At 70.2% G+C, this 14,169-nt stretch carries 15 protein-coding genes; 4 read left to right on the top strand and 11 right to left on the bottom strand.

Features of this window, described 5'->3' with window-relative positions; genetic code table 11:
* Positions 1-36: 36 nt before the first annotated feature.
* The 6 genes from OPF83_RS04105 to OPF83_RS04080 form a co-directional block, all read right to left on the bottom strand.
* Positions 37-1,002, bottom strand: a complete 966-nt coding sequence (locus OPF83_RS04105; protein WP_264885929.1) for a siderophore-interacting protein — start codon at positions 1,000-1,002, stop codon at positions 37-39.
* Positions 999-1,916 (bottom strand): ABC transporter ATP-binding protein, encoded by a 918-nt coding sequence (locus OPF83_RS04100; protein ID WP_264885928.1) that lies wholly within the window; start codon positions 1,914-1,916, stop codon positions 999-1,001. The genes OPF83_RS04105 and OPF83_RS04100 overlap by 4 nt, the downstream gene beginning before the upstream one ends.
* Positions 1,916-2,974, bottom strand: a complete 1,059-nt coding sequence (locus OPF83_RS04095; protein WP_264885927.1) for an iron chelate uptake ABC transporter family permease subunit — start codon at positions 2,972-2,974, stop codon at positions 1,916-1,918. Before OPF83_RS04095 ends, OPF83_RS04100 begins: the two co-directional genes overlap by 1 nt.
* Positions 2,971-4,053 carry an iron ABC transporter permease gene (locus tag OPF83_RS04090; RefSeq protein WP_264885926.1) on the bottom strand — a complete coding sequence of 361 codons (1,083 nt, stop codon included), beginning with the start codon at positions 4,051-4,053 and terminating at the stop codon, positions 2,971-2,973. The genes OPF83_RS04095 and OPF83_RS04090 overlap by 4 nt, the downstream gene beginning before the upstream one ends.
* A 4-nt stretch (positions 4,054-4,057) precedes the next feature.
* A complete protein-coding gene (locus tag OPF83_RS04085) occupies positions 4,058-5,164 on the bottom strand; it encodes an iron-siderophore ABC transporter substrate-binding protein (protein ID WP_264885925.1) in 1,107 nt (368 codons plus the stop codon).
* 358 nt (positions 5,165-5,522) lie between these two features.
* Positions 5,523-6,119: a hypothetical protein gene (locus tag OPF83_RS04080; protein WP_264885924.1), complete on the bottom strand. Its 597-nt coding sequence runs from the start codon at positions 6,117-6,119 to the stop codon at positions 5,523-5,525.
* A 192-nt stretch (positions 6,120-6,311) separates the two neighbouring features.
* On the opposite strand from OPF83_RS04080, the gene OPF83_RS04075 reads away from it, so the two are divergent.
* From OPF83_RS04075 to OPF83_RS04065, 3 genes are all read left to right on the top strand, one after another.
* Positions 6,312-7,451 (top strand): alkaline phosphatase family protein, encoded by a 1,140-nt coding sequence (locus OPF83_RS04075; RefSeq protein WP_264885923.1) that lies wholly within the window; start codon positions 6,312-6,314, stop codon positions 7,449-7,451.
* Positions 7,452-7,556: 105 nt separating this feature from the next.
* Positions 7,557-8,060 carry a transporter substrate-binding domain-containing protein gene (locus OPF83_RS04070; RefSeq protein WP_264885922.1) on the top strand — a complete coding sequence of 168 codons (504 nt, stop codon included), beginning with the start codon at positions 7,557-7,559 and terminating at the stop codon, positions 8,058-8,060.
* Positions 8,057-9,064: a cation transporter gene (locus OPF83_RS04065; RefSeq protein ID WP_264885921.1), complete on the top strand. Its 1,008-nt coding sequence runs from the start codon at positions 8,057-8,059 to the stop codon at positions 9,062-9,064. The genes OPF83_RS04070 and OPF83_RS04065 overlap by 4 nt, the downstream gene beginning before the upstream one ends.
* A 107-nt stretch (positions 9,065-9,171) precedes the next feature.
* On the opposite strand, the gene OPF83_RS04060 is transcribed toward OPF83_RS04065, so the two are convergent.
* The 4 genes from OPF83_RS04060 to nadA all read right to left on the bottom strand — a co-directional run bounded on the left by OPF83_RS04060 (position 9,172) and on the right by nadA (position 12,709).
* Entirely contained in the window at positions 9,172-9,924 is a 753-nt protein-coding gene (locus OPF83_RS04060; RefSeq protein ID WP_264885920.1) for an SDR family oxidoreductase, read from the bottom strand.
* A 27-nt stretch (positions 9,925-9,951) separates the two neighbouring features.
* Positions 9,952-10,482, bottom strand: a complete 531-nt coding sequence (locus tag OPF83_RS04055; protein WP_264885919.1) for a hypothetical protein — start codon at positions 10,480-10,482, stop codon at positions 9,952-9,954.
* Positions 10,483-10,631: 149 nt separating this feature from the next.
* Positions 10,632-11,573, bottom strand: a complete 942-nt coding sequence (nadC, locus tag OPF83_RS04050; protein WP_264885988.1) for a carboxylating nicotinate-nucleotide diphosphorylase — start codon at positions 11,571-11,573, stop codon at positions 10,632-10,634.
* Positions 11,574-11,629: 56 nt separating this feature from the next.
* Positions 11,630-12,709, bottom strand: a complete 1,080-nt coding sequence (gene nadA, locus OPF83_RS04045) for a quinolinate synthase NadA (protein WP_264885918.1) — start codon at positions 12,707-12,709, stop codon at positions 11,630-11,632.
* A 73-nt stretch (positions 12,710-12,782) separates the two neighbouring features.
* Here nadA and OPF83_RS04040 point away from each other — a divergent pair, with 73 nt between their 5' ends.
* Complete coding sequence (locus OPF83_RS04040; RefSeq protein WP_264885917.1) at positions 12,783-13,490, top strand: NUDIX domain-containing protein; 708 nt, start codon at positions 12,783-12,785, stop codon at positions 13,488-13,490.
* On the opposite strand, the gene OPF83_RS04035 is transcribed toward OPF83_RS04040, so the two are convergent.
* Positions 13,441-14,088 carry a hypothetical protein gene (locus tag OPF83_RS04035; protein ID WP_264885916.1) on the bottom strand — a complete coding sequence of 216 codons (648 nt, stop codon included), beginning with the start codon at positions 14,086-14,088 and terminating at the stop codon, positions 13,441-13,443. The genes OPF83_RS04040 and OPF83_RS04035 overlap by 50 nt on opposite strands.
* Positions 14,089-14,169 lie beyond the last annotated feature (81 nt).

Here is a 14,169-nt window from a genome sequence, read left to right as displayed (position 1 = left end):
ACCCGAGGGGCTCTCCCGTGCACGCGGTGTCTCTGGCTACGACTCCGCGGCCCCTCGCCGCCAGTAGCCCATGAACGCCACCGAGCCCTTCGGGATACCGGCGGCGTCCACCGCGAGTCGGCGCATCGCCCGGACCAATCCGGCCTCCCCAGCGAGGAACACATACGGCTCCCCGGCGGACACGGCGGTGGCCGGCTGCCATTCACGCTCGGTCGGACGCTGCCCGCTCATCACCGTCGCCACGCTGTCCTCGCCGAGATCCAGGACCCCGGCCAGTCGGCGCGCGACCGCCGACCCCGCCTCGCCCTCGCGGGCGAAGACGGACACGAACTCGGGAACACCGGCCGCGAGTGCCGCGGCATCGGACTCGGTGGGGACCTCCACGAGGATGCTCACCTCGGGGACGACCGCCTTCGCATCGGGCGCGCCACCGGGCGAACCACCGGGTACAGCACCCGCGGCGGCGAGTTCCTCGGCGATCGCGAGCAGGGCCGGAGCCGCCGTCTCGTCCCCGGCGCAGACGATCCGCCGCGCCTCGCCCGGCGCCCAGGCCGCCCAGGGCGCGTGCCCGCGCCCCGGACCGACGATCCGGAGCAGGTCCCCCACCCGGACCGACCGCGCCCAGCCCGAGCCGGGGCCCTCGTCCTCGCCGGGATGGACCACCATGTCGATCGTCAGCGCGGGGACGGCGTCGCCGTCGAGCACGACGGTGTCCGCGCGGCGCACCGTGTAGGTCCGCATCCAGCCCCGCTCGGACTCCGGGAGTGCGAGCCAGCTGCGGATATCCGCCGGGTCCGGCACGACCCCCTCCCCGCCCGGCGGCGGGATGAGGAGCTTGACGTAGGCGTCGCGCACGGTTCCCGGCTCGATGACCTCCGCCGACCAGCGCGCCAGCTCGGGGCCGGCAACGACCAGTCGGATGAACGACTCCCCCAGGTCCCGGGTCTCGACCACCCGGGTCTCGGAACAGACGAGCGGTGCCTCTACGGTCGTAGCGGTCATGCAAAGTCCTTTCGTCGACTCCGTGGCAAGACCACGGGATGTCCGGTGAGGGGGTCGGGGATGATGTCGGCGTCCAGGCCGAAGACCCGCCGCAGGTTCTCGGTCGTGATCACCTCGTCGGGCGTGCCCGCGGCCACCACGCCGCCCTCGGCCACCGCGACGAGGTGGTCCGCCACGCGCGCCGACAAGCTGAGCTCGTGGAGCACGGCGATCACGGTGCGTCGACCACCCGCGGCGCCGTCGCGATCAGTCGAGTCGCCGTTCGTATTCTCCGGCCGCGTCGCCCCGGGCATCGGCAGGTCGTGCACCAGGTCCAGGATGTCGAGCTGGTGCGCCAGATCGAGGAACGAGCACGGTTCGTCGAGCAGCAGGGTCGGCGTGGCCTGCGCGAGGACCAGCGCCACCCAGACACGCTGCCGCTGCCCGCCGGAGAGCTCGTCGACCCGGCGATGGGCGAGCGACGCGGTGTCGGTCATGTCCAACGCTTCGGCCACGACCCCCTCGTCGTCGTCACCCCCGCCCCACCACCGGCGGTGGGGATGGCGGCCCCGCGCGACGAGTTCGGCGACGGTGAGTCCCTCCGGGACCAACGGTGACTGCGGCAGGAACGCCACCGACCTCGCGTGATCGCGGGCCTTGACCCGGGCGAGGTCGCGGCCGCCCACCTCGATGGACCCCGACGTGGGCGTGAGCTGCCGGCCGAGCGCGCGCAGGATGGTGGACTTGCCACAGCCGTTGGAACCGATGAACACAGTGGTCTTGCCCGCGGGGATGTCGAGGTCGAGGTCGCGGATCACCGGATCGGCTCCGTAGCCGAGCGTCAGCCCGCGGAGACGGAACGCCGGCTCGGTCCCCCCGTCCCGCGGTACAGATGTCGAGGGCCGGGTGGGTGCGTCGGGCGCAGAGATGGACATCAGGCGACCTTTCTGGATCTCAGGAGGATCCACAGCATGGCGGGTGCACCGAGCGCGCCGGTCACCACGCCGGTGGGCAGATCGACGGTGCCGAGAGCTTCGGAGGCGACGATGTCGGCGGCCACGACGATCACCGCGCCGGTAAGCGCCGCGGCGAGGATGTGCGGCCGGCCCCTCCCCAGGGCGGTAGCGATGGGAGTCGACAACAGGGCCACGAACGCGAGCGGGCCGGCGACGGCGGTGGCCGCGGCAGCGAGGACCGTGCCCACGCCGAGCGCGGCGGCCCGCGTGGGAACGGGCCGTGAACCCAGGCCAACGGCGAGCTCGGACCCCAGTTCGGCGGGCTGCAGTGCCGCGTGCAACCAGGCGCCCAGCGGCAGCAACACCACCAGGGCCGCACCGAGCCACAGGATCCGGTCGACGGACGCGCCGGACAGTGACCCGACCGTCCACACGGCGGCCTCATGCGCGTCGTTGAGGGTCAGCCTCGCCATGAACTGGGTGACCACCGCGGTACCGAGCGCGGCCACGGCGACACCGCCGAGCAGGAACCGCTGCCCCACGATGCCGCCGTGACGGCCGGCCGAGGCCGCGAGGACGATGGCCAGCGCGACGGCTGACCCCATGAGTGCGGCCGGCACGACCTGGACCCCGCGGAGCCCCCAGAGCATCATTCCGGTGACCGCGCCGGCGGACGCCCCGTGGGCGATACCGAGGATGTCCGGGCTCGCGAGCGGGTTCCCGAGGACCCGCCGGAACAGCGCACCCGAGGCTCCGAACGCGAGACCCGCCACGGCGCCGAGGACGGCGCGGGGAAGCTTCTCCTCCATCACGACGAACGTGGCGCCGGGGATCTGCGCGCCGCCGACAATGGCGACGAAGTCCGGGATGGTGACGGTGTAGCGGCCGAGCAGGACCCTCACCGCCATGACGGCCAGGAGCGCGACGACGAGGCCGACGACGACCCGGAGCACCTGACGCCGGCGTCGGACGGCCAGCTCGTGGACGAGCTCCTCGGTCTGATCGGATCGCGTCGTGCGGTCGAGTACGGCGGTCACGAGGTGCTCACCCCCTGGCCGGCACGCAGGAGGGCGATGAGGAACGGGACGCCGATCGCGACGGTCATCACGCCCACTGCGATCTCTCCCGGGGGCGCGATCACGCGACCGACGGTGTCGGCGACGAGCAACACGACCGGACCGACGATCACCGACAGTCCCAACACGACCCGGTTGCCCACGCCGACCAGGCGGCGGAGGAGGTGCGGGACGAGGAGACCCAGGAACGCGATCGGGCCGGCGAGAGCGGTGGCCACCCCCGACAGGATCACCACGCCGGACAGCACCACGGCGCGTCCGGCGGCGGGCCCCACACCGAGGCCCCGGGCGAGGTCGTCTCCGAGGGCGAGGGCATCGAGGGTCGCGGCACCGGCGAGGACCAGCGCCAGGCCGAGCAGGATGAACGGCAGGGCGGCTCCGATCTCGGTCAGACCCGAGCGGTCAACGGTGCCCAGGCCCCAGAACCTGAACCGGTCCAGCACGCCCGGCAGGGCGATGACCAGCGACGACGTGACAGCCGTGCAGCCAGCGGTGACGGCGGCCCCGGCCAGGACGAGCCCGGCTCCCGAATCGGCGCCCATCCGACCGGCGCCGGTGACTACCAGGCCTGCCGCGAGGGCACCACCCACCGCGAAGAACGCGACGGTCGACGCGGCCGCGGCGGGTGCGAAGGCCAGGCCCAGGACCACGCCGAGCGCGGCGCCGGCGGTCAGCCCGAGGAGTCCGGGGTCACCGAGTGGATTGCGGGTCGCCCCCTGGAGTCCGGCACCGGCCACGGCTAGTGCTGCTCCGACGAGAACCGCGGTGATGGTCCGGGGCACCCGTGCCGCGACGACGACCTCGTCCATGGACGCCGCGGATCCCGGGGCGAGCGCCGCGGCGAGATCTCCGGAGAAGAGCTGACCGGGCAGGGCCGCCAGGGTGGACACGGCGACCATCGGGTCGACGGTGCGTGAGCCGATGAAGAGCGAGGCGACGACCGCCGCGGCGAACAGGAGCACGGACACCACCACGCCCGCCACCACGCGGCTGGTGCCGCGATGGGGGCGGGTCGTGGTGGAGGCGTCGACCAGCGTCACGAGGTCAGGACTTCGGAGCTGCGTCGAGGATGTCGGGGACCACGTTCTCCAGGGCCCACGGCAGGCTCAGCGGCGACGAGGCGGAGATCGAGAGGACCTGCTGCTCGTCGGTCTGGACCACCATGCGTCCGGCCTCGACGGCCGGGATGCGACCGAGCAGCGGATCGGACTCGATCGCCTGCCGGACCTCGGGAGAGGTCGCGTACGTCACGAGGATGTCGGACTCGAGCTCATCGGCCCGCTCGGGGGACCACGGCACGGCGAACTGGTCGGGGGCTCCCGCGGAGGCCTCGGCGATGACCGGCGCCTGCGTCATGCCGAGGGAGGTGAGGAACCGGGGACGGTTGTCGACGTCGGTGAAGGCGTAGATCTTCTCGGCGGCCTCCGGGTCCACGGTGCCGTAGACGAAGGTCGTGTCCTGGATGTCCGGGTTGTCCTCGGAGACCTGCGCGATCTGTCCCTCGACGTCCGCGATGAGCTCCTCGGCGGCGTCGGACCGGCCGAGCGCCTCGCCGATGAGGCGGGTGGAGTCCTGCCACGCGGTGCCGAATGCGACGTCACCCTCGGGCATGGCGATGGTGGGAGCGATCTTGGACAGCTTCTCGTAGTCCTCGGCGGTCATGCCGGAGTACGCGCCGAGGATCACATCGGGATCGAGCGCGGCGATCGCCTCGGTGTTGATGCCGTCGGTCTCGGAGTACAGGGTGGGCATCTCGCCACCGACGCGCTCGAGCTCGGCGTCGAACCAGTCCGTCGAGCCGTTCTCGTTGGCGCCGAACGAGTTGCGGGGCATGCCGACCGGCACCACACCGAGGGCCAGAGAGACATCGGCGTTCACCCACGAGACGGTGGCGACGCGCGTCGGGGCCTCGGTGAGCTCGGTCTCGCCGTAGGCGTGCGTGATGGTGCGCGGGAACTGTCCCTGGCGCTCGACATCAGAGGCGGTGTCCTGCCCCTCCCCGCCGTCGACCGCGCCGGTGGAGCAGCCGGCGAGCAGCGCGGCCATGGCCACGATCGCGAAGAACGCGAGCAGGAGGTAGCGGGCCCGGCTGCGCACGGGGTCGTTCGCCCGGTCGACTGCCAGTCGAGCTCGTGGGGCGGGTGAGGTCATGGGGATCTCCGTCTCTGAACGTCTACGGTCAGCCAACTTAGGATTGGCTTACCTATGTCGCGCACAACGGTATGACCTCGACACCGTGTCGCGCAAGCCACACCGATGCCTCGCGGAGCGACGGACGGGCGCCACCCGGCCCGTGAGCGGAGGCGACACGGCGACAATCCGCGCGTGAACAGGCGGTATCCCGGAGTTGTGATCTACACCTCAATAGAGCGGGGCGGGCAATTTCCTCCGCGATACCGGCGCAGTGGGACGCGATTCCGCTCGCCCCGGAAATGGCAACGCCCTCTGTGCCCCGCCTGAATTGGCGCGGCGCAGAGGGCGTCGGTAAGTGCTGAGGGCAGCCCGGGTGTCAGTTCTCCGGCGACAGGGATTCCGGTGCCTGGGCCTCCGGCGACTGGGTCTCCGGCGACAGGGAGGTCTCGGCCAGCGAACCGAGACGATCTCCCACGACCCCCTCAACGGATTCCGTCGCGGACGCGGTGTCGACCTGATCGGCGAGTGAGTTGCCGACCACCGGGACTCCGCCGATGACCTCGCCGACCGAGCCGTCCACGTCACCCACGACCAGCGAGTCCAGGGACCGGGCGACAGGGTTCACGATGCCGCAGACGATGCCCACCGGAACGGGGAGCGGAATGGCCATGGCCTGCGCCGCCCATCCGGCGACGGTGCCGATGTTGCACCCGACCGCGGCGGTCGAGCCGATGGGGCCTGTGGTGTACCCGGGCAGGGAACCGGTGACGGAGGCCGGGGCGAGTTCGCCCACCGAGCCGAGCGGCCCCTCCTCCTCGGTACCGGCCTCGTCACCCTCTGCCCCGCTGGACAGCGACGAGCTGCCGAGGCCCTCCGTCGACAGGCCCTCACCGGACTGCGCGACGGCGGGACCTGCAGAGGCGACGAGAAGGGCCGTCGCCAGGGCTCCGGCGTACGCGATGGTCTTGGTCATGGTGGCCTCCGAGGAGAGTAGAGGGGCGGTCACCCCGGCGAGATCGACGACAGTTAGTCCACCACATATAGCGACCCGGTGGGCCTCCGTTACATTCCTGTGATCGCTCGGGTCCCGCCGGCTCCGTGCCAGGCCTGTCCCGCGGTCGCCAACCCCGGCCTGGATCTCTCCCCGATGGGGGATGCTGGGGGCATGACCGCTATCCCCGCGATGCCCTCCGGACATTCTCTCGCCGACGTGATGCCGTCTGTGGCGGCGTCACTCGGTGTCGGTCTCCGTGGGTCGCTGGACCTGGAGCCCTCCGCGGACACCGTGGTGGTGTTGATCGACGGGCTCGGTGCGGAACTCATCCGCGCGCATGCTGACGAGGCACCGACCCTCGCGGCCCTGACCACGCGGGTCATCACGGCGGGCTTCCCCGCGACGACGGCGACCAGCCTCACGAGTCTGGCCGTGGGCGCACCGTGTTCGCAGCACGGGATCATCGGGTACAGCTTCCGGCTGACGGATGCGGAGGGGCCGGTCTCGTTCAACCCCCTCCGCTGGACGCTCGAGTCCGCTGGAGGACCGTCTGCTCTCCAGAGGTTCCTGCCCCGCGACGTGCAGTCGATGCCGAGCCTGCTGGAGATCCTCGCGGACTCCGGTGTCGAGATCACCTATGTGATGCGGGAGGTCTTCCGCGAATCCGGGCTCACCCGCGCGGCGTTCCGGGCCGAGGGACATTTCCGCGCGGTCACGACACTCGACGAGACCGCCCGCGCCATCACTGACGTGGTGGCCCGCCCCTCCCGCGCGAGACGCTTCGTCTACGCCTACTACGGCGATCTCGATATGGCCGGGCATCTGCACGGTCCCGGATCAGACGAATGGCTCGACCAGCTCCGCGACGTGGACGCCTTCGTCGCCGGTCTGGCGACCGACCTGCCACGCGATGTCCGCCTCGTCGTGACCGCGGACCACGGAATGGTGCGCGCAGACACCCCCATCGACATCGACACCCATCCCACGCTTCTGGCGAACGTTCGAACCGTCGCCGGCGAAGCCCGCGTCAGACACGTCTATGCCCGACCGGACGCCGAGCAGGACGTGTTGCACAACTGGGGATCGGAGCTCGCGGGCCACGCGCGAGTGATCAGCCGCGAGCAGGCCCTCGAAGAGCACCTTTTCGGTCCCGGGCGGGACCATGCCGACCGACTGGGGGACGTGATCGCGATCGCCTCCGGGAACACGGTGCTGACCCGATCGAAGAACGAAGAACTGGAGTCGTCCCTGCGTGGTCACCACGGCGCCAACACGGCTGCCGAGCAGAACATCCCACTGATCCTCCGCTGACCGACGCATCAGCGGGTGCGGACGACCTCGCCGGAGATTAGCGTCGGGCCCATCACCGAGGCGGCTCTGCAGGGCGGCGCCGTGAGGAAGCTGAGAGGAGCACCCGTGTCGTTTCACCTCACGAGAGTCCGGACCAGGACGGAGGCCGTCGCGGTTCTCCTCAGTCTCGCCCTGTGCGCGACGGCGTGCGGCGGACCGTTCCCCCGGGACACCGACGGCAGCCTGGACCGGATCACAGGCGGAACGCTCAGAGTGGGCGTGTCAGAAAACGTGCCGTGGACCGAGTCCCTCGACGACGGCAGCGTGGCCGGTCGGGAAGTCGACCTGGTGACCGGGTTCGCCGCGACGATCGATGCCGAACCGGACTGGACCCCCGGAGCCGAGAGCGAGCTGATCATGGCGATGAAGCGGGGGGATCTCGACGTGGTGATCGGTGGGCTGACGGCGGATTCTCCGTGGTCGAAAGAGGTGGCTCTGACCCGACCGTATGCCACCGAGGTGACGCCGGACGGGGAGACGGAGAAGATGGTGATGGCCACACCACTGGGCGAGAACGCCCTGCTCGTGGCGCTCGAGACGCATCTCGCACACACGGGCGAAGCGCAATGACCCGCGACGCACCGGCCGGAAGGGGCGAGGAGGCATCGGCACCGTCGTTCGGCGGAAACAAACTACCGCCGGATCAGCAGGCGGCTCTACACAAGGCCATCCGGCTCGAGTGGGCGACCATCGCCGTAATGGTCGTGACCGTGGCAGCGGTATACGCGGTGTCCGGACAGTCGCAGGCGATGAAGGCGGCCTGGCTCGAGGACTCACTGTCGTTTCTGCCACCCATCGCGTTCCTGATCGCCATTCGTGTCGCCCGGGCGTCGCCGTCGGCGAGGTACCCCTACGGTCGCCACCGCGCCGTGGGAATCGGCCACCTGGTCGCGAGTGTGGCACTGCTGTCCATGGGCCTGTTCCTCGTGGTCGATTCCGGGTCAGGCCTGCTCGGTGGCGAGCGCCCTCCCCTGGGCGTGATGGAGGTCGGCGGGCACGTGATCTGGGTCGGCTGGCCGATGGTGCTCGTGATGGCACTGTCCTGCATCGGTCCGGTGATCCTCGGGCGGATGAAAACCGCGCCCGCGGAAGCATTGCACGACAAGGTCCTGTCCGCCGACGCGGACATGAACCGGGCCGACTGGCAGACCGGCGTGGCCACCATCGCAGGTGTGCTCGGCATCGGGATGGGGTTGTGGTGGGCGGACGCGGTAGCCGCGCTCATCGTCAGCGTGTCCATCCTCAGGGACGGAGCGGCAAACTTGCGCGGGGCGATCGCCGGACTGTCCGATGCTCGACCGACCGGAATCGACGGCACCGATCCGCACCCGTTGATCGGGGAGATCGACACCGCACTCGACACGGTCACGTGGGCAGACGACCACGGAGCCCGCGTCCGCGACCAGGGTCATGTCTTCCATGTCGAAGCGTTCCTCGTCCCTTCCGGCGGGCAGCAGGTATCGGTCGACATGCTCGATCAGGTACGCGAGATGCTCACGGCACTGAGTTGGAAACTCGATGACGTGGTCGTGACGGTGGTATCGACCGTCCACGACGAACACCGGCCGTCGTGAGATCCGTCAACGGCAGTGCCGGCACCGACGCTCTCTCGCGTCGATGCCGGCAGGTGAGGGCTGGCGCGTGATCGTCGGTGCGCGCTGCGTCGCCCGCGGGACGCCGGTCAGCGCAGCGTGAACCCGGCGTCCACCTTGAGCTGGGCTCCGGTGAAATACCGGGCTTCGTCGGAGGCCAGGGACATCAGCGCGTTGGTCACATCCTCGGACTCGACGCCCGCGACCGGGATCGGGCGCATCTGGACGAACAGGTCGTCGAACTGCTCGATGGTCGGGTTCTCCACGTCGGGAAGGAACAGCTTGTAGGGCGCGTCGTTGAGGATCATCTTGGTGCGCACGCTGGTGGGATGGAGCGTGTTGACGCGGATGTGGTGGCGCCCCAGCTCGAGTGCCGCCGTCTTCATCAGGCCGACGATCGCGTGCTTCGCCGAGGTGTATGCCCCGACGTTCTGGGTGCCCTTGATCCCGGCCGCCGAGCTGGTGATGATGACCGACCCACCGTTACCGGCCTCGATCATGAGCTTTCCTGCGGTCTTGACCGTGTGGAACACGCCCTTGAGATCTGTGTCGACGACCTCGTCCCATTCCGTGTCCGTGATGTCGACGAGTTCGGCGCCGAATGCGAAAATCCCGGCGTTGGCTGAGACGACGTCCAGACGACCACCGAACTTCTCGAGGCCTTCCCTGAGCGCCTTCTCTACACCTGCATAGTCGCGGACGTCGACCTTGGTGGCGACGATCTGTCCACCGGCCGGCTCGACCTGGGCGATGGCCTCCTGCAGATCCGCCTCGGTGGCGGGGCCCGGGTCTCGGACTCCAATAGTAGACACATCAATAAGCAACGTCGAGGGTTTTCTCATGAACGAGCGTCCAGCCAAAGGTCTTGGTCAGATGGCCAGCGTCGACTCCGGGTGGTCGGTCTCCTTGAGCGGCTTCATGGCACCGCCGGACAGCGCCACTCCCTCGACGCGGGCATCACGGTAGCGCTCGGCCTGAGCGTGGGTGATGGCGTCACGGGACCCGTCCTTGGCATAGCAGACCGGTAGCCACGAACCGTCGGCGTCGAGACGCGCCACGATGCGCTGACGGAGTCGGAACTGCTGGATCGAATCGGACCACGCCACGAGGAGATCGAGATTCTTCCCGCTCGCGTCGGGCAGAGAGTCGCTCTGGCAGAAGTGCTGGACACTACGCCACACCGCGAACTGCGCATCGGCCACGGCAGCCGGATCGACCGCCGCCGCCCCGGCGGTGCGGGTCGTCCGCGTGCGGGTGGTGGCGGACCGGGAGGCAGCCGGGGCCTTGGGCGGTGGCGGCGGGGTGTTCTCTCCCGCCTCGACCCTGCGACGGGCCTCCTCTATGCGGCGCTGGCGCCGCTCCGCTGCCGATCCTCCGTGCGAATCCCACATGCCCGTCATGGGCGACGATGTTACGCCGCCGGCGACCGCCGACGCCGCATCGGCGAGACCGGCTGGGGTGCACATCACACGCCCCCGTCACCCCCGTCCGGCGACTCCCCGAAGCCGGGTCTGTGGCGGCATGACGCCGGGCCGGACGGGGGCGGTTCTCACATGTCCAGGCCGAGATCGAGCACGCCGACGGAATGCGTCAACCCACCCACCGCGAGGAAGTCGACACCGCAGCGCGCGTAGTCGCCGGCCACGTCGAGCGTGAGCCCGCCGCTGGACTCCAGACGCGTCCCGGGCGAGACCTTATCGCGCCGCTGGACGGCGATCTGCGTCTGCCACACCGGGAAGTTGTCGAGCAGAACCAGGTCGACCTTTTCGTCGAGCATCTGGTCGAGCTGCTCGAGCGAATCCACCTCGACCTCGTACGGCAGCTCCGGGAACCGCTCCCGCACCGCGGCGAGCGCGGGCACGACACCGCCGGCGGCCACCACGTGGTTGTCCTTGACCAGGACGGCGTCCCCGAGTCCCAGACGGTGGTTGACCCCACCACCACACCGCACGGCGTACTTCTGCAGGAGACGCAGGCCGGGCGTGGTCTTGCGGGTGTCGCGTACCGCGCAGTCGGTCCCGGCGAGCTCGTCGGCCCACGCCCGGGTCAGCGTCGCCACGCCGGACAGGTGACACACGAGGTTGAGCAACGTGCGCTCGGCGGTGAGCAGCCCCAAGGTGGGCGCGGAGATCTCGGCCACGACCTCGCCGGCCGAGACCCGATCACCGTCGGCGGCGTGCAGCGTCACCGTGTACCCGGCCGAATCGACCGAGCCAGGGCCGACTGAGTCCGAGTTGCCTGAACCAGCGCCGCCGGAGCCAGCGCCGCCGGAGCCCAGGACCTCGGAGAGCACCAACTCGATCAGGGGTAGACCGGCCACGACGCCGTCTCCACGCGAGGCGAGCCGGGCCGTCGCCCACGCGTCCGCCGGCACCGTGGCGAGCGAGGTGGCATCCGGGCCGTATCGCAGGTCCTCCTCGAGGGCGCGCCGGATCGCGATCAGGGCGTCGGCCCGGGTGTCGGGATCGAGCACCACGTCGTCGTCGCCCATTCCCCTCTCGCCGGACACGGTGGCGACCGGTACGCCGCCGCCCACCGCGCCGCCCGTCACTCCCCCGACCCCGGGTTGCCGATAGCGATCATGCGCTCGACCGACCCGCGCGCGGCCTCGGCCGTGACGGGATCCACGTCGACCTCGTCGGCACCCTCGACCAGGGCACGCAGCAGCGCGGCCGGGGTGATCATCTTCATGTACGGGCAGCTCGCGTCCTCGTTGACCGGCAGGAAGTCGATCTCCGGCGCGGCCTTGCGCAGCTGGTGGATCATCCCGATCTCGGTGGCCACCAGCACCTCGCGCGCACCGGAGGCACGGGCGGCGTCGACCATGCCACCGGTCGACAGGATCTTGACCTGATCGGCGGGCACCGCCCCCTCGGTCGCCAGGTGCAGCGCGCTCGTGGCGCAGCCGCACTCCGGGTGGACGAACAGCTCCGCGTCCGGGTGGGCCTCGGACTTGGCGGTGAGCTGCTTGCCGTTGATCGCCGCATGGACGTGGCACTCGCCGGCCCAGACGTAGATGTTGTCGCGGCCCGTCTTGCGGCGCACGTGCGCGCCGAGGAACTGGTCCGGGAGGAAAAGGACGTCGCGGTAGGGGTCGATCGACTCCACCACGTCGACGGCGTTGGAGCTCGTGCAGCAGATGTCGGTGAGCGCCTTCACCGCCGCGGTGGTGTTGACGTAGGAGACGACGACGGCGTCGGGGTGTTCCGACTTCCACTCGGCCAACTGCTCCGCGGTGATCGAATCCGCCAGCGAGCAGCCTGCCGCCTCGTCCGGGATGAGGACCGTCTTCTCCGGAGAGAGGATTTTGGCGGTCTCGGCCATGAAGTGGACACCGCAGAACACGATGGTCGACTGCTCGGAGCTCGCGGCGATCCGCGACAGCGCCAGGGAGTCACCGACGTGGTGGGCGATCTCCTGGATGGCCGGGATCTCGTAGTTGTGCGCCAGGATCACCGCGTCCCGCTCGGCGGCCAGGCGCCTGATCTCCGACGCCCACTCCTCGTCCGCCTCGACGCCGGTGTACACCGCGCCGTCGTGGACGATCTTCGCGGCCAGAGGCGAGTCGAGGCGCCCGGCCGCGGCGGGCAGCACGGTGGCGGTGTTCAGTTCAGTGGCAGAGCTCATCCCTGCCCCCTCTCGGGTAGTCACTCCGGGCCGATACCCCATCGGTCCGTGTTTTCGTCTTACAATCGAAAACGTGGACAAGTGTAACACCGGTCACGAGGTACTCGTCGTGGTGGGTCAGGTACGTTCCGTCTCCGACGACGAGACCCAGGCCCTGCACGTCCTGCTCTGGCAGCACTCGATGGGGCCCGCCGCAGGGTGCTGGGCCCTGCCCGGCGGCGAGGTCCGGGACGACGAGGACCTCCCCACCTCCGCCGCACGGCAGCTCGACGAGAAGGTCGATGTCCGCGAACTCAGCCACCTCGAGTCGGTCTCCGACTTCTCGGATCCCGCGCGCGTGCCCGGACGACGGATGTTCGCCTCCGGGTTCCTGGGGGTCCTGCCCAGCGACGCCGACCCGGACATCCCCACCGACACCGCGTGGTTCCGAGTCGACGCCCTCCCGGAGACGGTGTTCGACCACTCGGAGATCATCGCCCGCGCCCGGCTCCGCCTCGCGGCGAAGCTCTCCTATTCCACTCTGGGATTCGCGTTGGCACCCGAGGAGTTCACGCTCTCCCACCTCGCGCAGCTCTATGCCGCCGCACTCGGTCATCCTGTCGACCCGACCAATCTGCAGCGGATCCTCACCCGCCGGGGCGAGCTCGTCCGGTGCGGGCGCAGCGCGCCCCCGGGCCCGTCGGGTGGCAGGCCCGCAGCGCTCTACCGCTTCGCCGAGCGTCGACTGCGGATCACCGATCAGTTCGCGACCCTCCGTCCGCCAGGTCCGGCGAGTCGCTGAAATTGGCCAGAGCCGCAACCGTGAACAGTGCGACCATCGCGCCCCACACCAGCCAGCCCGCCGAGGCGGGCAGCAGGTCCCACGACGGGCCGGAGGTACCGAAGAACGCCCGGTCGAAGAACAGCGCGCCCACGGCCGGGGACTGCGCCACCACAGAGCCGTACGGGGCATCTGACGCCGGAGCCACCAACAGGTCCGCGACGCCGGTCGCGACCGCGGCGGAGACGGCGCACCACGCCCCCGGCACCAGGGCCAGGACCGCCACCCCCCGGGGTCGGCGCAGTCCCGGGAGTCGTGCCCAGAGCACGAGCACGCAGCACACCGCGGCGAACCCCGACAGGATCACGAACATCAGCATCTGCCCGGTCCCTGCCGCTCCGGAGTCCGTGAGTCGGATCCCCCGCCCGTCGCCCACGGCGACGAATTCCGAGCGCGGGGCCGCGACCATCCACACCAGGACCGCGATCACGAACGGGACGAAGGATCCCAGGAGCCCGGCCACGACACGGGAGACCGGCCGGGAGCGGCGTCCCTCGTCTGCCCCGACGCCGATCGGGTCGTCGCGATGGTCACCAGGGGCGGTGGACGTGCTGGTCATCTGCCGGACTGTACCAACGGTGGAAACATGCGAGACGGGATATCCGGTCCACCTGTGGTCTAATCGGACCCGGCTCCGCTA

Origin of the sequence: Dietzia sp. NCCP-2495 (genome assembly GCF_026011735.1) — a bacterium.
GTDB lineage: Bacteria > Actinomycetota > Actinomycetes > Mycobacteriales > Mycobacteriaceae > Dietzia.
The sequence above is the reverse complement of the archived record's forward strand: the minus strand, read 5'-3'. Positions and strand labels throughout refer to the sequence as shown.